The organism is Massilia sp. 9096 (assembly GCF_000745265.1).
GTDB lineage: Bacteria > Pseudomonadota > Gammaproteobacteria > Burkholderiales > Burkholderiaceae_D > Telluria.
The window spans coordinates 1,373,982-1,398,743 of record NZ_JQNN01000001.1; the positions used below are offsets into that span (position 1 = coordinate 1,373,982).

The 24,762-nt window shown below is 66.3% G+C and carries 24 protein-coding genes; 13 read left to right on the plus strand and 11 right to left on the minus strand.

What is annotated here, in order from left to right; translation table 11 throughout:
• The first annotated feature begins 281 nt into the window (after positions 1-281).
• Positions 282-3,338, plus strand: a complete 3,057-nt coding sequence (locus FA90_RS05980) for a TonB-dependent receptor (protein ID WP_051971476.1) — start codon at positions 282-284, stop codon at positions 3,336-3,338.
• 93 nt (positions 3,339-3,431) lie between these two features.
• Positions 3,432-5,000 (plus strand): tryptophan halogenase family protein, encoded by a 1,569-nt coding sequence (locus FA90_RS05985; RefSeq protein ID WP_036166929.1) that lies wholly within the window; start codon positions 3,432-3,434, stop codon positions 4,998-5,000.
• Position 5,001: 1 nt separating this feature from the next.
• Here FA90_RS05985 and FA90_RS05990 read toward each other — a convergent pair whose 3' ends face one another.
• The 3 genes from FA90_RS05990 to FA90_RS06000 are packed head-to-tail and all read right to left on the minus strand — an operon-like array spanning position 5,002 to position 7,147.
• A complete protein-coding gene (locus FA90_RS05990; protein ID WP_051971477.1) occupies positions 5,002-5,784 on the minus strand; it encodes an NRDE family protein in 783 nt (260 codons plus the stop codon).
• Positions 5,785-5,794: 10 nt separating this feature from the next.
• Positions 5,795-6,079, minus strand: a complete 285-nt coding sequence (locus FA90_RS05995) for a DUF4936 family protein (RefSeq protein WP_051971478.1) — start codon at positions 6,077-6,079, stop codon at positions 5,795-5,797.
• A gap of 6 nt (positions 6,080-6,085) precedes the next feature.
• Positions 6,086-7,147: a folate-binding protein YgfZ gene (locus FA90_RS06000; protein WP_036166931.1), complete on the minus strand. Its 1,062-nt coding sequence runs from the start codon at positions 7,145-7,147 to the stop codon at positions 6,086-6,088.
• A 99-nt stretch (positions 7,148-7,246) separates the two neighbouring features.
• Between FA90_RS06000 and mltG the strand changes: the two genes are divergently transcribed.
• Genes mltG through FA90_RS06025 form a run of 5 tightly spaced genes read left to right on the plus strand, consistent with a single transcriptional unit; the run spans position 7,247 to position 10,933 of the window.
• On the plus strand, positions 7,247-8,266 hold the full coding sequence (gene mltG / locus FA90_RS06005) for an endolytic transglycosylase MltG (protein ID WP_036166934.1): 1,020 nt from the start codon (positions 7,247-7,249) through the stop codon (positions 8,264-8,266).
• Positions 8,250-8,906 (plus strand): dTMP kinase, encoded by a 657-nt coding sequence (gene tmk, locus FA90_RS06010; RefSeq protein ID WP_051971479.1) that lies wholly within the window; start codon positions 8,250-8,252, stop codon positions 8,904-8,906. Before mltG ends, tmk begins: the two co-directional genes overlap by 17 nt.
• Entirely contained in the window at positions 8,903-9,934 is a 1,032-nt protein-coding gene (locus FA90_RS06015) for a DNA polymerase III subunit delta' (protein WP_036166938.1), read from the plus strand. The genes tmk and FA90_RS06015 overlap by 4 nt, the downstream gene beginning before the upstream one ends.
• Positions 9,935-9,959: 25 nt before the next feature.
• Positions 9,960-10,337, plus strand: a complete 378-nt coding sequence (locus FA90_RS06020) for a PilZ domain-containing protein (protein ID WP_036166940.1) — start codon at positions 9,960-9,962, stop codon at positions 10,335-10,337.
• Between the two features lie 38 nt (positions 10,338-10,375).
• A complete protein-coding gene (locus FA90_RS06025; protein WP_051971481.1) occupies positions 10,376-10,933 on the plus strand; it encodes a GNAT family N-acetyltransferase in 558 nt (185 codons plus the stop codon).
• 49 nt (positions 10,934-10,982) lie between these two features.
• Here the strand turns inward: FA90_RS06025 and FA90_RS06030 are convergent, their stop codons facing one another.
• A complete protein-coding gene (locus FA90_RS06030) occupies positions 10,983-11,576 on the minus strand; it encodes a PEP-CTERM sorting domain-containing protein (protein WP_081933682.1) in 594 nt (197 codons plus the stop codon).
• 170 nt (positions 11,577-11,746) lie between these two features.
• Here FA90_RS06030 and FA90_RS06035 point away from each other — a divergent pair, with 170 nt between their 5' ends.
• The 6 genes from FA90_RS06035 to lpxO all read left to right on the plus strand — a co-directional run bounded on the left by FA90_RS06035 (position 11,747) and on the right by lpxO (position 16,182).
• Positions 11,747-12,529 carry a TatD family hydrolase gene (locus FA90_RS06035; protein ID WP_036166944.1) on the plus strand — a complete coding sequence of 261 codons (783 nt, stop codon included), beginning with the start codon at positions 11,747-11,749 and terminating at the stop codon, positions 12,527-12,529.
• A 3-nt stretch (positions 12,530-12,532) separates the two neighbouring features.
• Positions 12,533-13,243 (plus strand): ankyrin repeat domain-containing protein, encoded by a 711-nt coding sequence (locus tag FA90_RS06040; protein WP_051971482.1) that lies wholly within the window; start codon positions 12,533-12,535, stop codon positions 13,241-13,243.
• A 162-nt stretch (positions 13,244-13,405) separates the two neighbouring features.
• The gene (locus FA90_RS06045) at positions 13,406-14,335 is read left to right on the plus strand and encodes a methyltransferase domain-containing protein (protein ID WP_051971483.1); all 930 of its coding nucleotides are present in this window, start codon (positions 13,406-13,408) and stop codon (positions 14,333-14,335) included.
• 209 nt (positions 14,336-14,544) lie between these two features.
• Complete coding sequence (locus FA90_RS06050) at positions 14,545-14,745, plus strand: hypothetical protein (RefSeq protein ID WP_036166946.1); 201 nt, start codon at positions 14,545-14,547, stop codon at positions 14,743-14,745.
• Between the two features lie 132 nt (positions 14,746-14,877).
• Positions 14,878-15,114 (plus strand): DUF6139 family protein, encoded by a 237-nt coding sequence (locus tag FA90_RS06055; protein WP_036166949.1) that lies wholly within the window; start codon positions 14,878-14,880, stop codon positions 15,112-15,114.
• Between the two features lie 168 nt (positions 15,115-15,282).
• A complete protein-coding gene (gene lpxO, locus FA90_RS06060) occupies positions 15,283-16,182 on the plus strand; it encodes a lipid A hydroxylase LpxO (protein WP_036166951.1) in 900 nt (299 codons plus the stop codon).
• A 94-nt stretch (positions 16,183-16,276) separates the two neighbouring features.
• Here lpxO and FA90_RS26885 read toward each other — a convergent pair whose 3' ends face one another.
• From FA90_RS26885 to FA90_RS06095, 7 genes are all read right to left on the minus strand, one after another.
• On the minus strand, positions 16,277-17,788 hold the full coding sequence (locus FA90_RS26885; protein WP_197065249.1) for an acetate kinase: 1,512 nt from the start codon (positions 17,786-17,788) through the stop codon (positions 16,277-16,279).
• A 24-nt stretch (positions 17,789-17,812) separates the two neighbouring features.
• On the minus strand, positions 17,813-18,328 hold the full coding sequence (locus FA90_RS06070; RefSeq protein ID WP_036166952.1) for a hypothetical protein: 516 nt from the start codon (positions 18,326-18,328) through the stop codon (positions 17,813-17,815).
• 11 nt (positions 18,329-18,339) lie between these two features.
• A complete protein-coding gene (locus FA90_RS06075) occupies positions 18,340-19,029 on the minus strand; it encodes a C39 family peptidase (RefSeq protein WP_051971484.1) in 690 nt (229 codons plus the stop codon).
• Positions 19,026-19,502, minus strand: a complete 477-nt coding sequence (locus tag FA90_RS06080) for a hypothetical protein (RefSeq protein WP_156116603.1) — start codon at positions 19,500-19,502, stop codon at positions 19,026-19,028. Before FA90_RS06080 ends, FA90_RS06075 begins: the two co-directional genes overlap by 4 nt.
• Before the next feature lie 66 nt (positions 19,503-19,568).
• Complete coding sequence (locus FA90_RS27495; protein WP_051971486.1) at positions 19,569-21,968, minus strand: hypothetical protein; 2,400 nt, start codon at positions 21,966-21,968, stop codon at positions 19,569-19,571.
• A gap of 289 nt (positions 21,969-22,257) precedes the next feature.
• Positions 22,258-23,589, minus strand: a complete 1,332-nt coding sequence (locus tag FA90_RS06090) for a sigma-54 dependent transcriptional regulator (RefSeq protein ID WP_036166955.1) — start codon at positions 23,587-23,589, stop codon at positions 22,258-22,260.
• Between the two features lie 686 nt (positions 23,590-24,275).
• On the minus strand, positions 24,276-24,752 hold the full coding sequence (locus FA90_RS06095) for a hypothetical protein (protein ID WP_036166957.1): 477 nt from the start codon (positions 24,750-24,752) through the stop codon (positions 24,276-24,278).
• Positions 24,753-24,762 lie beyond the last annotated feature (10 nt).

Genomic DNA, 24,762 nt, shown 5'->3' on the forward strand with positions numbered 1-24,762 from the left:
TATTTACGTGAGAAAGCGCGTAATTGTGTTGCGTATTGCACCATATTTCCGATATACATTGACCAAACTTTAATTTGTGCCTACTCTTTGCAAATACGTGATGAAATCCATTTCATAAGGATTCGCACGCAGCGGTGTACGCCCAGGAAGGTGCGGCACCGCTTCAACTGATGCAGTCCCTATAACAAGAACAAAAGGGGCAAGGTGAGATTTTGCAAGACCACCGCCGGTGCCGGCCCTAAGAGCGCGGCATCACTATTCAGAGAGAGAGAGGAGACGACGTGCCGTACCATACCAAGGGGACAACCCATCAACTCAACACGCGCCATCGGCTGATCAGCCTGGCCGTGGCCGGCGCCTGCGCGGCTTTCATCGCGCCGGCGTTCGCCCAGCAGACCGAAACCGGCGCATCGGCTGGCGTCGCCACGCCGACCGATCCGGCTGCAGTCACGCCAAATTCGAGCGCGGGCCAGTCGGGCAACACCATCGAGGCGGCCAACACCGTCCATGTGACCGGTATCCGCGCCGCCATGCAGTCGACGCTGAACCTCAAGCGTAACTCGGACGGCATCGTCGACGGCATCGTCGCCGACGACATCGGCAAGTTCCCGGATACCAACCTGGCCGAGTCGCTGCAGCGCATCTCGGGCGTGTCGATCGACCGTAACCGCGGCGAAGGCTCGCAAGTGACGGTGCGCGGCGTCGGTCCGGACCTGAACATGGTCCTGCTGAACGGCCGCCAGATGCCGACCGCTAACCTGGGCGACCAGGCCGGCCGCGCCTTCGACTTCTCGAACCTGGCGTCGGAAGCGATCTCGCAGATCCAGGTCTACAAGAGCGCGCGCGCCGACACCCCACCGGGCGGCATCGGCGCCACCATCAACGTGATGACCGGCCGTCCGCTCGACCTGGGCAACCAGGCCAGCGTCGGCATCAAGGGCGTGTACGACAAGTCGAACAACAACTTGCCGGACAACGTCAAGATGGGCAAATCGCTGACGCCGGAAGTCTCGGGCCTGTACAGCAAGGTCTGGCACGACGGCGTGTTCGGCATCTCGGTTACCGGCAGCTATCAAAAGCGCGACCTGGGCGTGAACCAGGCTGCGATCACCAACGGCTGGCTCGGTCCGTTCCAGGGCAACACCGTGTCGGACACCCCGGGCCCGATTCCGGTCAGCGGCGTCGGCGTGACCAACGCGCCGAAGCCGACCGACATCTACTCGACGCCGCAGAACATGTCGTACTTCGTGCGCGGTTCGCAACGCGAGCGCACCAACGGCCAGGTGACCTTCCAGTTCCGTCCGGTCAAGGAACTGACCACCACGCTGGACTACACCTACGCGCAGAACAAGATCCACACCAAGTACAACGAGCTGTCGATCTGGTTCAACCATCCGATCAACGCGCAGACCAGCACCTGGACCAACGGCCCGAACGCCTCGCCGCTGTACTACCAGGAGAATGTCCCGAACCAGGACATCGACATGAACGGCGGCGACTTCGCCACCAAGTCGACTCTCGAGTCCTTCGGCTTCAACACCCAGTGGAAAGCCACGCCGGACCTGCGTTTCTCGTTCGACGCGCACCACTCGGTCGCCAAGGCCGGCGCGGATAGCCCGTTCGGCTCGAACAACGACCTGGGCACCGCCAGCTTCAGCCGCAATGTGTCGGCGGTCGACTTCACGCAGGAGATGCCGATCATGATCATCGGCGGCGCCGACTACAATCGCGCGCCGAGCCAGGTCATCGGTTCGTGGTTCCAGGACGGCGAGAACGAGATGCGGATCAATCAGGTGCAGGCCGGCGGCAGCTGGAAGCTGCTCGAGTCGTCGAACCTGAACTTCGGCGGGTCGTACACCAAGGTCAACAACCGCTCGGTCTTCCAGCAGGTCCAGCGCGACACCTGGAGCGGCACCTCGTCCAATCCGGGCGTGGACTACAACCAGGCGCTGTGGACGCCGGCGGCGATCGCCCCGTACTTCAGCAAGGTCGGCGGTTCGGGCGACCCGCGCATGTACAACCAGTTCATGCTGTTCAACTTCGCCGACGTGCGCGCCAACGCGATCAAGGTCACCGGCGACCAGGCCGGCTATACCCCGAGCCTGGCCAACCCGAGCTTCGACCGCACCACCGTCGAGAAGACCAAGGCCTTGTACATGCAGTTCAACACCGAGTGGGATCTGGCGATGCCGATGCACACCGGCGTGGGCTTCCGCTACGAGAAAACCGACGTCGCCTCGACCGGCCTGTCGAAGACCCCGACCCGCGTCGACTGGATCTCGCAGAACGAGTTGCCGCTGGTGTTCGGCAGCCAGATCCACCAGACCCAATACGGCAGCTACAACAACTTCCTGCCGACCGTCGACTGGGACATGGACGTGCGCTCCGACCTGAAGGTACGCGCCAGCTACGGCGTGTCGATCGGCCGTCCGCGCTACGACCAGATCCAGGGCGGTACCACCTACAACACCACCGCGACCGTGAACGGCACCACCGCCAGCAGCGGCAACCCGGCGCTGACGCCGGTGAAGTCGAAGAACCTGGACCTGTCGGCCGAGTGGTACTACAGCAAGCAGAGCATGGTTTCGCTGGGTCTGTTCCACAAGAACCTGGATGGCTATGCCGGCCAGACCGTGATCAACGACCCGTCGACCAGCGCCACGACCCCGGTCGGCGGCAAGTACTGGAACGCGGCGATCGCATCGGGCTGCGTGGCGACCGATACCAACTGCATGCGCGACTACATCCTGGGGAACTTCAACGGCCAGCCGGGCGTGACGCGCACCGGTGTCAGCCCGACGACGGGCCACCTGACCGGCACGATCAGCGGCATCGCCGGCGATCCGGCGCTGATCTACCAGACCACCACCTACATCAACGAGGACAAGGCGACGCTCAAGGGCGCCGAGGTGAACTGGCAGCACATGTTCTCCAACGGTCTCGGCTTCCAGGCCAACTACACGTACGTGAAGTCGGACCTCACCTACGACAACATGGGGCTGGGTAACCAGTTCGCGCTGATCGGCCAGGCCAACTCGGCCAACCTGGTCGGTATCTACGAAGACCAGCACTGGTCGACGCGCCTGGCCTACAACTGGCGCGGCGAGTTCCTGGCCAACGTGGCCGACAACGGCCGTCCGAACCCGGCCTACGTCGAGCCGTACGGCCAGGTCGACCTGAGCGTCGGCTACAACGTCAACAAGAACCTGAGCCTGACGCTCGAGGCGATCAACCTCACCGACAAGCACCAGCGCACGCATGGCCGCACCGACCAGCAGGTGCTGACCGTCACCACCGGCGGCCCGCGCTACATGGTGGGCGCACGCTACAAGTTCTGATGATCGTTTAGCCGTGACAGCGGGCCGCCGGCAGCATCGGCGGCCCGTTTTTTTTCTTTTCGCACGGACGCAACCGTGCGACACTGACACCCCATGAGACCTCGCGAGATCAACCACATCGTCATCGTCGGCGGCGGATCGGCCGGCTGGCTGACCGCCTGCGTGATCGCCGCCGCCCATCCACGCGCCGCCGGCTCCGGGCTGCAGGTGACGCTGCTCGAGTCGCCGGAAGTGGCGCCGATCGGCGTCGGCGAGGGCACCTGGCCGAGCATGCGCGAGACGCTGCAGCGCATCGGCGTGCTCGAATCGGACTTCGTGCGCGCCTGCGACGCCGCGTTCAAGCAGGGCTCGCGCTTCGACAGCTGGATCGACGGCGTCGACGCGCACCGTTACTATCATCCCTTCGCCGCGCCGCACGGCTACGGCGAAGCCAACCTGGCGGCGCGCTGGCGCGCGGCCTATCCGCAAGCCGCGTTCGCCGAGCTGGTGAGCTACCAGCCGGTCCTGTGCATGGAAGGGCGCGCCCCCAAGCAGCCGGGCACGCCGGAATATGCGGGCGTGGCCAATTACGGCTACCACCTGGACGCCGGCAAGTTCGGCGAGTTCCTGCGCGCGCACGCGTGTACGCGCCTGGGCGTGCGCCACGTGCGCGACCACGTGGTGGCGATCGACGCCGTGCCCGATGGCGCCGCGCAGGGCGACATACGGGCCTTGCAGACACGCGAACACGGCGCCATCGAAGGCGATCTGTTCGTCGATTGCACCGGCTCGCGCGCGCTGCTGATCAAAGGGCATTTCGGCGTGCCGCTGCGTTCGCAGAAACACCTGCTGTTCAACGATAGCGCGCTCGCGGTGCAGGTGCCGTACGCCGGCGCGGATTCCCCGATCGCCTCGCCGACGGTGTCGACCGCGCGCGCGGCCGGCTGGATCTGGGACATCGGCCTGCCGAGCCGGCGCGGGGTCGGCTACGTGTATTCGAGCGCGCACATGGACGACGCCGCCGCCCAGCGCGTGCTGCAGGATTACCTGACGCTGACGGGCAGCCCGGCGGCCCTGGCGGCGCCGCGCAAGCTGAGCTTCGAGCCCGGTTACCGCGAACGCTTCTGGGCAGGCAACTGCGTGGCCGTGGGCCAGGCCGCCGGCTTCATCGAGCCGCTGGAAGCCTCGGCGCTGGCGATGGTCGAGCTGTCGGCCGCGATGATCGCCGATACGCTGCCGGCTACCGTCGACACCATGCCGCTGGCGGCGCGCCGCTTCAACGACACCTTCGGCTATCGATGGGAACGCGTGATCGAGTTCCTCAAGCTGCACTACGTGCTGTCCAAACGCCGGGATTCGGACTACTGGCTGGATAACCTGGCGGCCGCCTCGATCCCGGAACGGCTGCAGGAGTCGCTGCTGCTATGGAAGCACCGGCCGCCGTCGCGCCACGATTTTCCGCGCATCGAAGAGATCTTCCCGGCCGCCAGCTACCAGTACGTCCTGTACGGCATGGGGTTCGAGACCGCCTACGGCGACGTCGTGCGCGACACCGACCAGCCGCAGCTGGCGGACCGTTATTTCCGCGAGACCGCCGCGCTCACGCGCCGGATGCTGGGCGGCTTGCCGGCCAACCGCGAGCTGCTCGAGCACCTGCGCCGGCACGGCATGCCGCGCGCCTGATTCAGGCCGCGGCCGCGCTGCCCGTCTGCGCCGTCGGCTGCGCACCCGGTTGCAGCACGCGCTCGCGCAGCTCCGGCGGCGCGTCGCGGTACAGTCGCACCACGGTCGAGGTGCGGGTGCCGTAGCCCTCGATCTCGATGCACACCGCCGAGAGCTGGCGTTCGACCTCGATCGGCACGCCGGTGTCGGGCAGGCGCAGGTCCGGTGCGCGCGTGGTGTCGGCCAGCATCTCGAAATACGCTTCTTCCGGCGCGCCCTGCAGCAGCAGGCTGGCGAAGCTGGCCTTGGTGCGCAGCACTTTCGGCCAGGGCGCATCGAGCAGTCCGTTCGAAACGCCGTAGATGCCGGGCTCGAGCGCCTTGCCATTGCGCGGATCGTCGCCGGCGCGGTTCGAGAACCAGTAGATGCCGTCGCGGTCGCCCAGGATCAGGTTGAAGCCGTTGTAGACGCCGGCGGTGGGCGCGATCGCCGCCAGGTAGTCGAGCGCGTCCATGTCACCCTTGAGGAAATCGGCGACCAGCGCGCCGCGCGTGGGCGCATCGGGCTTGACCTCGTGCGGTGCGCGGATGTTGGTCAGCGCCGCGAACTTCGGGCCGTGCGCGCCTTCCTTGGTCACCCCCATCCAGCTGCCGCCACCCTGCAAATCGCGGCCGGCGACGACGTTGGGGTTGTCCGGCCATGGTGCGGCCGGGGTGGCGGGGCGGTCGTAGAATTCGTCGCGGTTGGCGCAGGCGATCAGGGGCATGCCGGGGATCACCCGCCATGCGAAAACAATCAGGCACATGGTAAATGTCCTAAGGGATCAGATCTACAAAGATTTCCGAATGGCGCGGCCCGGCAAGCAGGGCGTTGAAGCCCGCCCGGCCCACGGCATCCTCCAGCTGCGCGCCGAACTGCGCGTCGACCGCCGGATAGACTTCCATCCAGGTCTGTACGCCGTCGCGCGCTTCCGGGCGGCGTTTCAGCTGGCCCTGCACGCCATGCCGGGCTTCGAGCTCGGCCTGCAGCGCGCGCACGCGCGGCGCGAGCGTATCGGCGTCGCCGGCGCGCACCTTGTAGTAGACGTACAAGTCGATCATGGCGCGTTATGCCTCGGGCGCGTCGACCGGGTAGGGCAAGGGTTGGAAGCGCAGCAGCGTGCCGCCCGGCGCGCCGTGGCGCACCTCGTGCTCGAGCGCGGCCAGCTTGATCTCGACCAGCGCGTCGGCGCCGCCCAGTCCGTTGGGCGCGGCATTGACGATCATGCCGGACGGCTGCGACGGGTCGTCGCTCGCATAGACTTCGTCGCCGGCGCGCGCCGCGGCGTCCTCGAGCGTGGCCAGGGCCATGCGGCGTTTCAGCTTGCCCAGGTACTGGCTGCGCGCGACGATCTCCTGGCCGGGGTAGCAGCCTTTCTTGAAGTTGACGCCGCCGATCAGTTCGAAATTGATCATCTGCGGGACGAACTGTTCCTGCGTCGCCAGCGCCACCTGCGGCACCCCGGCGTGGATCTGCGACAGCTGCCAGGCCGCGTTGCCGCCCAGGGCCAGCGCCGGTTGCAGCGCGCCCAGCGCGGCGATCGCGGTCTCGGGCGCGCTCACCCACAGCAGGCGCGGCGCGCCGAAGGCGTCGGCCAGGCGGATCACGGTGCCGAACTCGCCCGCGACGGTGCGGTAGGGTGCATCCGGCAGGGCCACGCCGAGCCGGGCCGCCAGCGCCTCGAAGGCCTTGGCGCCGCCCAGGCCGAGCACGGCGCCGGTCGCGGCTTCGTCGGTGGCGTCGCGCAGCTTGGCCTTGGCGCGCAGTACGAACATGCTCAGGCGTTTTTGCAGCGGGGCCTGGATGGCGCGCGGCAGCTGCAGATAGACGTTGTCCGCGTCGCGCCACATCAGGAAGGTCGCCTGCAGGCGGCCCTTGGGCGTGCAGTAGCCGGCCAGGCGCGCTTCGCCCGTGCCGAGGTGTTCGACGTCGTTGGTGAGCTGGTTGTGCAGGAAGGCGGCGGCATCGTCGCCGGCGACCGCGATCAGCCCGAGGTCGGTGAGCGGGGCGACGAAGCCCGCGGCAAGGTCGGACGGCGTCAATACGCGCCCGAAGTCTTCGATCTGGCTGGCTTCATCGGCATGAAAGCGCGCGCCCAGCGTTGACAGGTGTTCGATCCAGTGGTTCATACGGATTTATTTCCGGTTTGGCAGTAACGGCTATATGATTACGGCCTCATTATAGGGTTATCGATCAATCCTCGCCGGGATCGGAAAAAACAACACAGAATGGCACTATTCAAAAAACTCATCTTGACGGGCGTGATCGTGTCAGTCGCGGCCGTGGCGGGCTTCCAGTGGTGGGCCAGGCAGCCGATCGCCGGCGCCGGCGCCGGCCAGGTCATTCCCTTCGCCATTGCGCAAGGCAGCGGCGTGGCCGCTGCCGCGCAGCAGATGGCGACCGCCGGCGTGCCGGTCAATCCCTTCCTGTTCGGGGTGCTGGCGCGCGTGACCGGCAAGGCCGGCCAGATCAAGGCCGGCAGCTACGAGCTCAAGCCCGGCACCACGCCGCGGCGCCTGTTGAGCCAACTGGTGCGCGGTGAGTTCGCCCAGGAGTCGCTGACCATCATCGAGGGCTGGACCTTCCGCCAGATGCGCCAGACGGTCGACGCCGCACCCAACATCAAGCACGAGACCGCGGCCCTGTCGGACCGGGAGCTGCTGGCCAAGGTGCTCGGGCCGGACGAAAAATACCCGGCCGCGGAAGGCCTGTTCTTTCCCGACACCTACCTGTTCGCCAAGAACGCCAGCGACCTGTCGATCTACCGCCGCGCGCACGACATGATGATGAAGCGCCTCAAGAGCGCCTGGGACAAGCGCGACCCTGACCTGCCGTACGGCGACCCCTACCAGGCCCTGATCATGGCCTCGCTGGTGGAAAAGGAAACGGGCTTGAAGAGCGACCGGCCGATGGTCGCCGGCGTGTTCGTCAACCGCCTGAAAACCGGCATGCTGCTGCAGACCGATCCGACCGTGATCTACGGCCTGGGCGACAAGTACGACGGCAAGATCCATAAAAAAGACCTGGAAACCGACACGCCGTACAATACCTATACCCGCCCGGGACTGCCGCCCACGCCGATCGCGCTGCCGGGCGCGCCCTCGCTGCTGGCCGCGACCGCGCCGGCCAAGACCGACGCCCTGTATTTCGTCTCGCGCGGCGACGGCACCAGCCACTTTTCGGCCAACCTGACCGAACATAACAAAGCGGTCAACCAGTATCAGATTCGTAATGACGCACGCAAGTAACACCCTGGCCGACAGTGCCGGCTCCTCCCCGGCGCGCGGGCGCTTCATCACTTTCGAAGGCATCGACGGCGCCGGCAAGTCGACCCACATCGGCTTCGTCACGGGCTGGCTCAAATCTGCGGGGCGGCGCGTGGTCTCCTCGCGCGAGCCGGGCGGCACCGCGGTCGGGGAAAAGCTGCGCGATTTGCTGCTGCACGAGAAGATGGACCTGGAAACCGAAGCGCTGCTGATGTTCGCCAGCCGGCGCGAGCACATCGCCCAGGTCATCGAACCGGCGCTGGCCCAGGGCAGCTGGGTGCTGTCCGACCGCTTCACCGACGCCAGCTTCGCCTACCAGGGCGGCGGGCGCGGCCTGCCGCTGGCGAAATTGGACGCGCTCGAAGCCTGGGTCCATCCGCACCTGCAGCCCGACCTGACGCTGCTGTTCGACGTGCCGCTCGGCGTTGCGCGCGCGCGCCTGGACGCCACCCGCACGCTCGACAAGTTCGAGCAGGAAGAAGCCGATTTCTTCGCGCGCTGCCGCGCCGAATACCTGCGCCGCGCCGCCGAACATCCCGGGCGCATCGTCGTCATCGACTCGACCGCCTCGATCGAGGACGTGCGCCTCGCGCTGGTGGCTGCGCTGGAGAAGCTGTCGTGAGTATCTATCCCTGGCAACAAGATGCGTGGACGCGCCTGCAGCAGATGCGCGCGCGCCTGCCGCACGCGATCCTGTTCCACGGCCCGGCCGGCATCGGCAAGGCCGATTTTCTGGAGGCGTTCGCCCAGGCGCTGCTGTGCGAGAACGTGCGTCCCGACGGGCACGCGTGCGGGCAATGCGCGTCGTGTAATTGGTTTATCCAGGGCAACCACCCGGACTACCGCCGCGTCCGGCCCGAAGCGCTCGAGGACGAAGCCCCCGCCGCCGAAGGGGAAGACGGCGCCGCCGGCGACGGCGAAAAGAAATCCAAGTCCAAGACCGCCTCGAAAGACATCAAGATCGAGCAGGTGCGCGCGCTGGCCGACTTCATGAACATCTCGACCCACCGCCAGGGGCTGCGCGTGGTCGTGCTGTACCCGGCCGAGGCGCTCAACATGCCGGCCTCGAATGCGCTGCTGAAGACCTTGGAAGAGCCGCCGCCGGGCACCGTGTTCCTGCTGGCCTCGAATGGCCTGGACCGGCTGCTGCCGACGATCCTGTCGCGCTGCCGCAAGTTCGCGCTGCCGATGCCGGACCATGCACAGGCGCTGGCCTGGCTGCAGGCGCAGGGCGTGAACGATGCCGACGGCTGGCTGCGCGAGCAGGGCGGGGCGCCGCTGGCGGCGCTGGCCCAGGCCGAGGGCGGCAGCCGCGACGAGCTCGACACGCTGCTGCAGATACTGGCCCAGCCGAGCGTCGAGGGCGCGTTGCGCGCTGCCGACAAACTGAGCAAGGCTCCGCTCGGATCGCTCGTGGCTTGGCAGCAGCGCTGGCTTTATGACGTATTTTCGTACAAGCTCTCGGGCGTGATCCGCTATTATCCGCGCTACCAGCGCGAGCTGGCGGCGCTGGCCGGCCGCGTGCACACGGCCAAGCTGATGCGGGCGATCAAATCGGCCAACGAACGGCGCGCGGTGGCGGACCACCCGCTGTCGCCGAAATTGTTTGTCGAAGACATGTTGCTTGATTACACTGCCTGCTGCACCTAGATAAACACCCGAGCAAAGGACCCCGATGACTGGCACGACCGTAGACCCCAACGCCCCGCAAGCGCCGCGGCCGTCGGTGCTGTCGCTTGCCATCAAGGAAAAAGCCGCGCTGTATGCGGCCTACATGCCTTTCCTCAAGAACGGCGGCATGTTCGTACCGACCGCCAAGCCGTATAAAATTGGCGACGAGATCTACCTGATCCTGTCGCTGATGGACGATCCGAACAAATACCCGATCGCCGGCAAGGTCGCCTGGATCACGCCGCCCGGCGCCAACAACAACAAGGCGCAGGGCATCGGCGTGCATTTCCCGGCCGACGAAACCGGCCAGCGCGCCAAGCTGCGCATCGAAGAGATCCTGGGCGCCGCACTGCGTTCCTCGCGCGCGACCCACACGCTTTAATTGTCCGTTCCATCACCTCCAGCAATCCCAAGCAATCCATGCCGTCCGATTCGAACTCCAGCGTGCAAGCCACGCAGCCAGTCAACTACGTCCACCGCCTCGCCACGATCGAAGACCTGCCGGCCATCGTCGCGATCTACAATTCGACCATCGCGTCGCGCGAAGTCACCGCCGACACCGAACCGATCACGGTCCAGTCGCGCGAAGGCTGGTTCGCCGACCACACCCCGGAACGCCGCCCGCTGTGGGTGATCCACGCCGCGGACGACAAGTCCGGCCAGCCGGAAGTGGTCGGCTGGCTGTCGTATTCGAACTTTTACGGCCGCCCGGCGTATTCCGGTACGGCCGAGCTGTCGATCTACATCGCCGAGGCCTGGCGCGGCAAGGGCATCGGCCGCTACTGCCTGGAACAGGCGATGGCGTATGCGCCGAACGTCAAGGTGCACACGCTGCTGGGCTTCATCTTCGGCCATAACGAACCGAGCCTGGCGCTGTTCCGCAAATACGGCTTCGATACCTGGGCGCATTTCCCGCGCGTGGCCAACCTGGACGGCATCGAGCGCGATCTGATCATCCTGGGCAAGCGCGTCGCCTGAGGCGCGCGATCGGCTTCGCGGATGGGCCGTTCGCGCGGCCCATCGTGTTTCAGCCGCGCCAGCGCGCCCGCATCCCCAGCACCCCGAGGCCGGCCAGCAGCAGCGCGAACGTTTCCGGTTCCGGCACTGGCGGCGTCGGCGTGCCGGCGGTGGTCAGGTCGATCATCGCCATCGAGTTCGCGCCGATGTTCAGGCCGGCTTCGTTGACGAACACCTGGTTGCCGCTGAAGGTCACCGCCGGTGCATACGTGCTGGCCGGGTCCAGCGTGGCGCCGGTAATGGCCGGGGCGTTGGCGAAGCTGAACACGAATCCGTTGAAGCCGCCCGCCGTGGCGGCGCCGCCGGCCGAATAATTGAGTTCGATATAGGCGGTGCCGACATCGATCGCGACCGGCAAGGGCGCCAGGCCGCTCGTCAGCGAGGTGAAGCTTCCGGTGGGAAACTCGGTGCCGGGGCCGACGGTCTGGGTCAGCGCATTCGTCACCTGCGTGGCGGCGCCCGGGGGCGAGGTGCAGCAATAGCCGGCGACGGTCACCTGGGCGCCGGCCAGGTCTTGCGCCTGTGCCGCGTGCGCCAGCGATAATGCGGCGACGGTGGCGGTGGCGGCGCTCAAGGTCTTGATGTGGAAAGCTCGGGTTGCCATGGGGTCCTCCTTGATCTGAATCGTTCAGTAGGAGCTTTTCAATATCAAGGTTTGCTTGAGTTATCGTTTGATACTCGTCAATTAGATGTCAGCCGTTTTACGGTAGCGCACTCGGCCTTCACCTGGGCCGCGCCGCCGCGCCGCCCGCGCGTCTGACGTACAATGGCGCGATGTACATCGATTCCCATTGCCACATCAATTTCCCCGAGCTGGCCGCCCGGATGCCCGAGGTCCTCGCCAGGATGGCCGAGAACAAGGTGACGCATGCGCTGTGCGTCTCGGTCGACCTGCCGGCGTTTCCGAGCGTGCTCGCGCTGGCCGAGCAATACCCGCACATCTACGCCTCGGTCGGCGTGCATCCCGATTACGAGGACACTCCCGAGCCGAGCGTCGAGCAGCTGGTCGACATGGCGCAGCACCCGAAGATCGTCGCGATCGGCGAGACCGGCCTGGATTACTACCGCCTCGAGGGCGACCTCGAATGGCAGCGCGAACGCTTCCGCACCCACATCCGCGCGTCGCGCGCGACGCGCAAACCCTTGATCATCCACACCCGTTCGGCCAGCGCCGACACCATCCGCATCCTGCGCGAAGAGGGCGCCGGCGTCGAGGCGGGCGGGGTGGCCGGCGTGATGCACTGCTTTACCGAGTCGCTGGAAGTGGCGCAGGCGGCGATCGAGATGGGTTTTTACATCTCGTTCTCCGGGATCGTCACCTTCAAGAGCGCGAAAGACCTGCAAGCGGTGGCCAAAGCACTTCCGCTGGACCGCATATTGATCGAAACCGATTCGCCGTATCTCGCGCCGGTCCCGTATCGTGGGAAAATGAACGAACCGGGATACGTGCCGCACGTCGCGGAGTATCTCGCCACGCTCAAGGACGTGCCGCTGCGCGAAGTCGCGGACCGCACGACCGAAAACTTCTTCGATCTGTTCAACGTGCCAAGGGACTGAACGATGACCACGCGCCGCCGCTTCCTGACCCTGTCTTCGCTATCCGTGCTGTGGCTCGCCGCCGCCGGACTCGGTCCCGGGTTCGGCATGCCGGCGACGGCGGCGCCATCATCGAATGCGTCGCCGGAGCAGGTGCGCGACTTCTTCCGCGCCGTGCAGATGGACGACACGCGTACCGTGCAGAGCCTGTTGCGCGTGGTCGACCCGAACGGCCTGAACCCGGTCGGCGGCGAGCCGGCGCTGGTCGTGGCCGTGCGCGAAGGCTCGATGAACGTCCTCAAGCTGCTGCTGGCGCATCCGGGCACGCAGGTCGACGCCAGCGCCATGAACGGCAACACCGCGCTGATGATGGCGGCCTACAAGCGCAACATGGCGGCGGTCGAAGCGCTGCTGGCCAAGGGCGCCGCCGTCAACCGCCCGGGCTGGACCGCGCTGCATTACGCGGCCGCGGGCGGCGACAACGACATCGCGGCCTTGCTGCTCAAGCGCGGCGCGCGCGTCGATGCGGTGTCGCCGGCCGCCAGCGGCGCCTACACCCCGCTGATGATGGCGGCGCGCGAAGGCCACGAGTACAGCGCGCTGTTCCTGCTCGAGCGGGGCGCCAATCCCATGCTCAAGAATGGCGAAGGCTTGACCGCCGCCCAGATCGCCGAGCGCGCCGATCACAAGGCCATCGCCGGCGCGATCCGGGCGCGGCTGCGCGTCGCCCCCTGATCGTGCGCACGCGTCACCGGCCGCGGCCGCATGTTCGCGCGCGAGCTGATGTTTCGCTACGGCATCAATCCGGCGAACTGGCGTCGGATTCCCCCTCAGCTTGGCTCATCGCCGCATGGCCCCGGATCGCATAATGTCGGCATACCACCACTTGGGACGACCATGCTGAACGAACGCGAAATCGAAAGCTGCTACCTCGGACAATTCATTCCGGTCCACTATCACCACAACATGCTGATGGACCAGAACCGCATGCACAGCTTCAAATCGGCGATCTTCCACGCCGTCAAGCCGGGCATGAAGGTGCTCGAACTGGGCGGCGGCACCGGCGTGCTGTCTTTCTTCGCCGCGCAGCAGGCGGACAAGGTCTACTGCGTCGAGTTCAACCCCGACATGGTGCGCGAAGCGCGCCGCTTCCTGGCGATCAACGAGAACGGCCACAAGGTCGAGGTGATCCACGCCGACGCCTTCGAATACTTGCCGCCCGAGCCGGTCGACATCGTGATCTGCGAGATGATCCACGTCGGCATGCTGCGCGAAAAGCAGGTCGAGGTGATCGAATCGTTCAAGCGCCGCTATGCCGCGCGCTTCGGCGGCCCGCTGCCGATCTTCATGCCCGAGGCGGTCATCATGGCGGCCCAGCCGCTGCAGCAGGAATACGATTTCGAAGGTTTCCACGCGCCGATCGTGCAATTCCAGCAGACCAATGTGGTGTCGCCGGGCACCGTCGAGCTGGCCCAGCCGGCCGTGTACGGCATCATCGACTTTGCCCAACCGGTCGACGGCCAGTTCGCCTGGACCGGCCAGTTCCTGGTCGAGAAGGCGGGGCGCCTGAACGCACTGCGCTTCATCACCAAGAACGTGTTGTCGATCATCGAATCGCGCGGCACCACCATCGACTGGCTGAACCACTACATGATGCTGCCGCTGGCGCAGCCTGTCGACGTGCAGGCCGGCGACGTGGTGCAGGTGAGCTTCGCCTACCGTGCCGGCGGTTCGATCCCGTCGCTGGAAGCCTCGATGCAGGCCGCCGTGGTGGGACGTGTGACGCAGGAGCAGGGGGCTGACGCGGGCCTGGCCGTGTTCGCCTGAGCGGCGCGGCGCGCGGCCCTTGCGCCGCGCGTTGCATCAGCATCAGCATCAGAATCAGGGGCATCGCCGGCAGCCGTCCCGCTCATCCCCGCTTTCCCACCGCTTATCCTTCCTCCTCGCCATCCATCGCATCCGGATTGCGGCCGCCGCGTGCCATCCTTACAGTACACTCCGTAACGTTTCCATTCGGTTTCCATACGGAGTCTGCGATGCTGGGTTTCCTCTTCTGGTTGCTGCTGCTGTTCCTGTGCTGGCCGCTGGCCCTGCTGGCGCTGGTCCTGTATCCACTGTTCTGGCTGGTCCTGCTGCCGTTCCGGCTGGTGGGCATCGGTGTCGAGGCCGTATTCTCGCTGCTGCGCGCCATCGTGCTGCTGCCGGCGCGCGTGCTGGGCGGCGGTCCGGTGCGCTGAGCGGGGACGTTTCTCCCTTGATGCCCAGCCAGTGTGCGTCGATTAACAGACGCTGGATTGTCGTTCGCCTATCGTGAAGCTACTGATGGCTTTCGCCTCAATAACTTATAAAACCATTCATAGGAAACGACTATGCGCCTGGATATCTACCGCAGAGCCGAGCAGGACGGCAAATTCTCCTACCTGGCCGTGCCCGAGACCAAAAACATCCCCGAGGAAGCCACCAACACCGACTGGGAAGTCGAAGCCCGCGCACTCGAAGTCGACGATGGCGCCCAGCAACTGGACGACTACGACATCCAGAACCTGTCCGGCCAGCTGGACGAAAAAGGCTACGCAGTCACCTCGAACGAGCACCTGCAGCACTGATCCTGCCGGCAATCGGCGGGTTGTCGCGCTCGCACGACAACTCGCCGCCGTGCCGCCCGGATCATGCCGAAGCGGGCGACACACCCTCCAGTCGAGGGAGTGTCGCCCTACGGCCGTTGAACGCCTATGGTATCCTTGCGACCTTGATTCGAAGTGTCTGGAGGCGCAATGAAGTGGGCAGTTATCGGTTTTCTCATCCTTTCCGTTCTGCACATCCATTTCCGCGGTAAGGTGCGCCTGCCGTTCGGCCGCCAGTTGTTCGACCATTCGTCGTTCATGGCGCCGATCAATATCTTCATGCACTTGTTCTCGCGCGTGCCGAGCACCCCGTACATCCCGGTGCGCGAGTTCCCCGAGCTGTCCGTGCTGCAGGAAAACTGGCCTGTCATCCGCGAGGAGGGCCTGAAGCTGATCGAAATGAAGAAGATCAAGGCCTCCGAACAGAACAACGACGCCGGCTTCAATTCCTTCTTCAAGACCGGCTGGAAGCGCTTCTACCTGAAGTGGTACGACGCCAGCCACCCGTCGGCCGAGCGCCTGTGCCCGCGCACCCACGCGCTGCTGGCCGGCATCCCTTCGGTCAAGGCCGCGATGTTCGCCGAGCTGCCGCCGGGCGCCAAGCTCAACCCGCACCGCGACCCGTTCGCCGGTTCGATGCGTTATCACCTGGGCCTGGCCACGCCCAACGACGACCGCTGCTTCATCGAAGTCGACGGACAGCGCTACAGCTGGCGCGACGGCCAGGGCGTGATCTTCGACGAAACCTATATCCACTGGGCCGAGAACACCAGCGGCCAGGACCGCCTGATCCTGTTCTGCGACGTCGAGCGCCCGATGCGATTCCGCTGGGCGCAGGCGGTCAACCGCTGGCTGGGCCGGACGATGATGACCGCCGCCGCTTCGCCCAACGAGACCGGCGACCAGACCGGCCTGGTCAGCAAGCTGTTCAAGATCTCGTATGTGATGGGCCAGTACCGCCGCCGCTACAAGGCCTGGAACAAGACCGCGTACAAGGCGACCAAGGTCGCGCTGGTGGTGGCGCTGGCCGCGCTGGTTTACTACATCTGATCCTGGCTCGAGCCAAAACGAAAGGGACCACGCGTGGTCCCTTTTTTTATCGGTGTGGCACGCGTCACGCGAATTCACGTGACGCGTCACGTCATCACAGGTTGAACGGCACCCGCACCATCAGCGTCACGTCCGGGGTGTCGCGCGTCATGCCGGCGCCGACCGAGACGCTCAGCGAGCGCTTGTCGTTCAGCTTGTACGAGTAGCCCAGCAGCAGCGTGCCGAGCTGGACGCGCACCGAACCCGGCACCACCACGCCGCCCTGGTAGGTGCGGCCGACCGAGTTGTGGTCGTAGCCGATGCTGAACGACGCCTTTTCGTTGAGCGCCAGGCCCATGCCGAAGTTAAAGCCGAACACGTCGCCCGGGCGCACTTCACCCAGGTATTCCTGTTCGCCGCTCAGCACGGTGCGGTAGACGTTGTCGCGCTTGAAGTTCTTGGTGTAGCTGAAGGTGCCGAAGAAGATCGCCGGGTCGGACGGCATCAGCCAGGTCAGGCTCGGCTGCAGCGAGTAGAAGCCGGAGCCGGTCGGCAGGTCGAGCGGGAGGCCGGTGCCGGTCACGTTCTGGCCGATGCAGCGGGTCTGGCAGTCGGTCACGACCTGGAACGGATCGCGTCCGGTGCGGGTCTTGAAGCGCAGGCCGCCGATGAAGTAGGGCTTGTCGACGCCGCCGTCGTTGAGCTGGTAGCGCCCCGCCAGTTCGATGTCGCCGACCGCCTTGCCGCTGGTCTCGAACACATTGTCCTGCGAGGTGCCGGTGAAGATCTCGCGGCTGATGGTCGAGTCGCTGCGGTAGATGTAAGGCACCTTGGCCTCGACTTCGACGCGGTTGGTCAGGCCGTAGCGGAAGGTGGCGGTGGCGCTGGTGGTGTTGTTCTTGACCTCGCGCACGTCCAGCAGGCCGATCAGCAGCGCGGGGATCACGGTATAGCCGACCAGTGCCACGCGGTTGCTCGACGAATAGCTGTACGACACCGACGGCTCGAACACGGCGTGGCCCTTGGGCGTGAGCACGCCCGGCGTTTCGAACAGCGTCGAGGCGGCGACCGCCTGGGTCTGCTGTTGCTGTTGCTGTTGCTGGCTCTGGGCCGGCGCCGCGCCGACCGGTGCGATCCCGGTCTGGTCGGCCGCGGCCACCGCGCCTGCGCCGCGCAGCGGCGCCAGGTTCGACGGCGGCACGTAGCCAGGCGCGTACGGCACCGGGCCGGCCGCGGCCGGGATGGCGGTCGGGACCACCACGCCCTGGGCCGGGTAAGCGCCGGCGACGGCGGCCGGGACCGGTGCCGGTACCGGTGCAAGCGCGGGTGCAGGGGCCGGCGATGTCGCAACCACGGGCGCAGCTTGCGCCTGCGGATCCTGCACCGGGCCGTTGCCGGTGCCGCGCAGTCCCGACAGTTGGGACGCGCTCGCCGCGGGGGCGGGCGCCGCGCCGCCGGCGCGCAGCTGGCGCTCGAGGTCGTCGACGCGCGCACGCTGCTCTTCCAGCTGCTGCCGCATGATCTTGATCTGCTCCAGCAGTTCCGGGCCGGTCTGGGCTGCCGCTGGGAGGGTTGCCAGGGCCAGGCTGGCGCCGATCACGCTGGTCAGCGCTGGAAGTTTTTGCATATTCTTTTCTCCGTGTTGGGATTGCTACCTGCCGTTGGCGGCCGTGTTCAATGCGTTGGCGAGGGTGGAGCCGAAATTCATGCTCTGCAACATGCCTCGCGCGTTCACGCTGGCGTTAATGATAGTCTGATTATTGATGAGCTGGTCGTTCAGTGTGTTCTGGATCACGGTGCCGCCCAGCGCGTTCTGCCCGAGATTGACCGCAAGGTTGTTGCCGACCCCGTTCTGGACCAGGCGCAGCTGGCCGATGGCCTCCTGCGACAGCGTGGCCTGGCCGCTGGTCAGCTTGCCCAGGTCGCCGAAATTGATCTGCGTCTGGTCGACGGTGATGCCGTTGATGCTGACGATGCGCTCGAGGCCGAGCGTCACCGACATGCCGTTGTCGGTGGTGAAGCCGCCACGGTAATCGTCGAGCGAGCTCGCATCGACCGCGTTGGCGGCGCTGAACAGGTCTGCTTGCCCTTCCTGCGCGCGCGCGCTGCTCTGCAGTACGAGCGCGGCGCAGGCCAGGACGAGTCCGATCGGGACGTTCAGGCGCATGGTGTCTCCTGTTAAAAGTCGCCGGGACCGAACTTCGGCAAGGCGAAGGTGGTGTCGAGCGCGGATTGGCTGACGCCTTCGCCCAGCGGCGCATGCGGTGCGGCGCGCCAGTCCATGGCGGTGTTGAACTGTGGCTTGGTGGGCGCGTCGTGGATCACGAACAGCAGCCGGGTCGGCCAGATGGATTCGAAGTGCGCGCGCGTGATCGCGCGCGTGCCGCTCGAAGGATCGCCGAGCAGGACGCGGCCGTCCTCGGCGCCCTTGATCACGACGAAGTGGTTGTAGCCGTGCTCGGTGATCAGCACGATCGCCGGCAGCTTGCTGTCGATGAGTTTTTGCAGCGGCACGGTAAAGCCGTCCGCCTTGAAGCCGATCTCGGCCAGGTAGCGCTGCATGTCGAGCAGCGAGAACCCTTCGCGGCGGATCTTGGCCTGGTCGCCGCGTTCCCACATGGCCTGGAAGGCGGTGGTCTCGGAAACCGGATAGCCGTAGTGATAGGTCAGCAGCGTGGCCAGCGCGGCCGAGCCGCAGCTGAAGTCGTACTGCTGGCGCGTAATCGAGCGGAAGCGCAAGGCCTTCATGCTGTGCACCGGGACGTCGTAGCTGGAACTGCCGGCAATCGACAGGTCGGCGGCCAGGGTGTTGGCGGCGCCCAGGGCGCCCAGCGCGGTGCAGATGAGGGTCAGGAACAGGCGTTTCATTTGAACTGCAGGTTCACGGTGGTGGAGCTCTGGATCAGTACGTTGGCGCCGGTGTTCTGGATCACCACCGGAATGCCCGCCATGTTGGCGAAGGAGCCGGCGTCGATGGTGTTGCTGCCGGTAACCACGTTAATGGCGTTGTTGTCGGTCACCGCACCGCTGATGCGTGTGTTGTTGGTGACGTTGCTGGTGTCGGTACCGCCGCGCGACTGTTCCAGCTGGCCGAGGTCGGCTGCCTGGCCGAAGTCCATGCCGTCGAGCTTCGCACTGGACGGCGCTGCCGCCAGCGTCACTGGCTGAGCCAGGGCTTGCGCGGCCTCGAGCGGCATCGCCACAGGCGCGGCGCCGAGCGCGCGGGCCGCCAGGGCATTCTCGACACCTTCCGGCGCGGCCCAGGCTGCAGACGCGAACGCCGCGAGCACAGCGACGCTGCACACGCGGCCGCAAATTGTCTTGAACTCAGGTTGCTGCATTATTGTCCCCCGTCGCTTGAAAAAACTGCCGTGCCCGGGGGCACGGCAGTCCGACTGCTTATCGCATTACTTGCCGACGCCCAGGTTGCTTTGGACGTTGACGTTTTGCTGGATCAGGGACGAGAAGCCGTTGTTCTGGCTCACCACCATGATGCCGGCGGCCGACTGGCCGACGCCGCTCATGTTGTTCGACATGTCGAACGAACCGGCGTTGACGCTGTTCGAGCCGCCTGCACCGCCGGTGCCGGCGCCGCCCAGGCCACCCACGCCGTAGCCGGCGCTGATCGAGGCCAGCGAACCGCCGTTGCCGCCGGTCGACGAGCCGCCCGAGCCGCCCATGCCGCCGTTGCCGCCGGTCGAAGCGCCCGAGGTCTGGGAGCCGGTAGTGGCCGAACCGCTGGTGGCCGCGCCGCTGGTCGACGAACCGCCGGCTGCGCCGTTGCCTGCCGTGTTCTGGGCCAGGCCGCTCGAGGCGCCCGCGCCGCCGGCTGCACCGGCACCGCCAACGCCTGCGGTGGCGGTGCCCGAAGCACCTGCACCGCCTGCGCCGCCCGCGCCGCCGGTGCCGGCTGCGCCGGAACCCGCGGTGCTGCTCAGCGCTGCGCCGTTACCAGCCGAGCCGCCGGTGGCTGCGCCGCCTGCTGCGCCGCTGCCTGCCGTGTTCGAAGCCATCGCGCCCGCACCGCCTGCGCCGCCGGTGCCGCCCGCTGCACCCATGCCGCCGGCGCCGCCTGCTGCACCCGCGCCGCCTGCCGCGCCTGCACCGCCCATGCCGCCGGCGCCGCCGGTCGAGGTGCCGGCCGTAGCGGTTGCGGTGCCCGAAGTGGTCGCGCCGCCGGTGCCGGTCGGTGCGCCCGAGGTAGCGCCGCTACCCGACGGGGTGCCCGTGCCGGTACCGGTGCCCGAGCCGGTGCCCGGGGTGGTGGTGGCGTAGGAGCCGCCGGCGCCGTTGGTCGAGCCGGTTGCGCCGGTGCCCGAGGTCGCATCGGTACGGCCAGCCAGGCCGCCGGCTGCGCCAGCGCCGCCCATGCCGCCTGCCGCACCGGCGCCGCCGATGCCGCCTGCTGCGCCACGGCCGCCCATGCCGCCTGCCGCGCCCGAACCGCCCATGCCGCCCGTTGCCGAGCCGGTGGTGCCGCCTGCGCCGCCGGCGCCGGCGGTGATCATGCCGTTCGAGCCGCCGTTGCCGCCCGACAGCGAGCCGGAGCCGCCGCCGTTGCCGCCCGAAGCCAGGCCGCCGGCTGCGCCAGCACCGCCCAGGCCGCCGGTTGCGCCGGCCGAGCCGCCGGTTGCGCCGGAACCGCCGGTGCCGCCGTTACCGCCCATGCCGCTGGTGGCCGAGCCGGTGGTGCCGCCTGCGCCGCCCAGTGCGCCGCTCGACGAACCGGTCGTTGCCAGGCCGGCCGTTGCCGAGCCGCCGCTTGCCGAGCCGCTCGACGCCGAGCCGCCGGCTGCGCCAGCTGCGCCGTTCGATGCGCCGGCCGAAGCGCCGTTGCCGGTCATGGCCGACACCGAGCCGCCGGTGCCGGTCGCGCCGTTGCCCGCGTTGCCCTGGGCGCCGTTGGCGTTACCGAGGTTGGTGGCGACGTTGCCGATGTTGGTGATGTTGTTGCCGTTGACCGAGCCGGTCAGGGTGGCGTTGGCGTTGGCGTTCGAGGTGTTGAACGAGTTCGAGAAGCTCGAGGTGGCCGTGCCGCCGTTGTTGGCGGCGATCGCGCCTGCAGCCGAAGCGGCGGAGCCGCCGCTGCTGTTGTTCTGGCCGGTGTGGCTGTCGGTATTGGTGTTGGTGTTCGTGCGGGTGCTCGAATCGCTGTTGTTGCTGTTGGTGTTGGTCGACGCGGTGCGCTGGCTGTTGTCGCTGTTGTCGGTCGTGGTGGTGTGGCTGTCGGTGTTGGTGTTCGCGGTGTTATGCGAATCGGTGCTGGTGTTGTTGGTCGTCGACGCCTGCGTGTTGTTCGCGGTGTTGGTGCTGGTCGAGGCCTGGTTGTGCGAATCGGTGCTGGTGTTGTTCGAGGTGTTGTAGCCCGAAGCGCGGTTGCTGCTGTCGGTCTGGGCGCTCGTGTTGTTGGCCGTGTTGTAGCCGGAAGCGTTGTTGCTGTTGTTGGTGCGGGTCGTGGTGTTGTAACCCGAAGCGCTGTTGCTGTTGTCGGTCTGGGTGTTCGAACGGTTGCTGCTGTCGGTCGACGTCTGCGTGTTGGTGTTCGTGTTGGTGTTGTAACCCGTCGCGTTGTTGCTGCTGTTGGTGTTGGTGTTGTAACCCGAAGCGTTGTTGCTGTTGTCGGTCGGGGTGCTGGTGTTCGTCGTGGTGCTGGTGTGGGTGCTGCTGTCCGTTGCAGTGTTGTAGCCAGACGCTGCGTTCGTCGTCTGGGTCGCCGTGCTACCGCCACGCGCGTCGAGCGAGTCTTGTGCCTGGGCGCTCACGGAGAAAGCGAGCGAGATGGCGGTCACGAGCAAAGTCTTGTTCATTCTGAATTCCCCTCTGGGTATTGGTTGGTAATGGATCGGCCCTATTTCGCCGATACCTTGTTCTTTGCACAATCAATGCCAGCACACTCGTAACAAGTTGTAAGTGCTTGTTTTTGCTGGCTTTGTGCGATTTGTCTTACGCCGGTGTCAGAGAAGAACTTGGGCAAATTGTTGAAATTGTCGAGAATGTGTACCGTTCCCGGTACAGTTGTGTCACATTGGGTGAGGGACGTACACCTTTCCTGTACACGTGTAGCGCTAACCCTGCTACACGTGTACAGGTCGCGGCTCAGGAGCGCATGCCGTGCTTGCTCAGCAGGCGGTACATGGTGGTGCGCGACACGCCCAGGTCGCGCGCGGCCCGGCTGACGTTCTGACCGCTGCGGTCGAGGCATTCGCGCAGGGCGCTGCGCTCGGTGCGCATGCGCGCATCGTCCAGGGCGGGGGCATTGACGTGGATGGCGCGCGCCAGGCCCAGGTCTTCCGGCATGATCAGGCGGCCGTCCGCCATGACCATCGCACGTCGGACGCGGTTGATGAGTTCGCGCACGTTGCCGGGCCAGTCGTGGTCGAGGATGGCCTCGATCGCGCGCGTCGAAAAACCTTTCAGGCGTGGCGATTTTTCGCTGGCGTACACCTGGAAAAAGTGTTCCGCCAGCGTGACCAGGTCGTCGGTGCGCTCGCGCAGCGGCGGTACGGTCACCGGCAGCACGGCCAGGCGGTAGTACAAGTCTTCGCGGAAGTCGCCCTTGGCGACGGCTTGCTGCAGCTGCACGTGCGAGGCCGCGATGACGCGCACGTCGACCCGCAACTGGCGCGTGCTGCCCAGGCGCGTGATGGTCTTCTCCTGCAGGAAGCGCAGCAGGTTGGCCTGCTGGTCCTTGGGCAGGTCGCCGATCTCGTCGAGGAACAGCGTGCCGCCGTCGGCCGATTCGATCAGGCCGGCCTTGGCGCGCTGCGCACCGGTGAAGGCGCCGCGCTCGTAGCCGAACAGCTCGGAATGGATCAGGCTGGGCGAGATGGCGCCGCAATTGATCGGGATAAAAGGCCCGCTGGCGCGCTCGGAGCTGGCGTGGATCGCCTGCGCCGTCAGTTCCTTGCCGCTGCCGCTTTCGCCCCAGATCAGCACCGGCGCCGCCACCTTCGCCACCCGCTCGACCTGGGTGCGCAGGTGCACGATGGCGTCGCAGCTGCCGATCAAGGGCGAATCGTCGTCGCGCGGGGCGGCCTGCATGCCGGTGCTGCGCCTGAGCATGGCCCAGCCGTGCGCGTGGCCGAGCGTATGCGCCAGGCGTACCGGATCGACCGGGGCGGTATGATAGTCGCACAAGTGTTCCACGACCAGGTCGCGGCAGGACGCGGTTTCCAGGTCACGCGGCTGGAATACGCCGACCCACTGGATGTCGCTGTGGCGGCGCAGGAAGGTATCGACTTCGGCGGGGCGGTTCAGTTCGCGGTGGTGCATCAGCAGGCCGACCAGGTAGCGGTTGTTGCGCAGTTCACGTCCGGCCTCGGCCAGGCTGCCGACGCAACGTATGTCCCAGTCGAGCATCACGTCGCGCAACAGCATGTCGGCGCGATTGGCGTCAATGGCAATGCAAAGCAGGCGCTTTTGGGTCATCCATCCTCCTTGTCATTCTCGGTTTTTGCCGTAGCGGAGGGCCGGTCTGCACAAACTGCTGTGATGGCAGATGAGCAACGCGTCATGCGTCGCTTTACGGCTCTTCTTCCAGCCGCGCGCTGACGGAAAACCAGTCAATATTATTTTCGAGTGTAACCAGATGTAAGACTTGACGGTTTACAGTAGCCGCCAGGCAACTTCTCTTGGCTTATTAAGATTTCGTTAAGATTATGGCCTGATGAGCAAAACCATGTCGGACGATATGGAAGCGTTGCGTCAGAGGGCAAACCGGACGCGGTGGGGATGTGTGCAAGTATATTTATCATCATGCAGTTGGTGCGCAGAATGTTTCACAATTGCACCTACCGTCCGCAGAGGTGTGCCGAGATGGTTACGGTTTTGTGACTTACGGTAACTGTGGGGCATGGTGGCGAGTGCCATGCGCAGGCGCAGCCGAAGCACTCCGGTTTTTTCGGTTCCAGCCAGCGCAAGGGGCAAAGCCGCGCGCGGCAGGCCGCGTACACAGGACGGCCGGGCAGGCGAATGCGGCGCGGCCAGCGGCTGGCCGCGCAAATGAGCGCAATAGAAGAGGGTGAGCCTGGAAAGCCTGACGTGGAGCGCGCCGCCAGGCGCGCGAGGGTGGGAAGCGTGCCGTCAGGGCCGCGCGAGCGGCGGTTCAGCGCACATCAGCGCACGCGGCGCACCTTGGGCGAGTTGTTAGTGCCGGGGATCTCGAGGAACATGGTGCCGAACAGGTTGCGCACGATGCGCACCTTGGGGTCCTGCACCGGCGCCAGTACGGCTTCGCTGCCGTCGACGACGCGCCAGACCTGGCCGTTGGCGAGCTTGAACCGGGTGTTGGGGCCCCAGCCCTGGAAGACACCGGAAATGGCAGTTTCGATAAATTTCGGCTCTTCCGGCTCGGCGCGCTTGACCGTGGCCATGCCGAAGCTTTGCTCGGGCGTCGGCGTCGGCACGGCGGCAGGAGCGGGCGCCGCAACGGCAGCCGGATACACAACGCGGCCGGGCGCGAGCTCGATCGCATCGTAACAGGCCAGGCGCTCGCCCGTATCGTTGAGGGCGCGGCAGCGCAGGAGGGCGGCGTCGTCGGCCAGGGCGGCGCCGGCGGCGAGCAGCAGGGGGAGGGCGTACAGGGATTTCATCGTGGCGGGA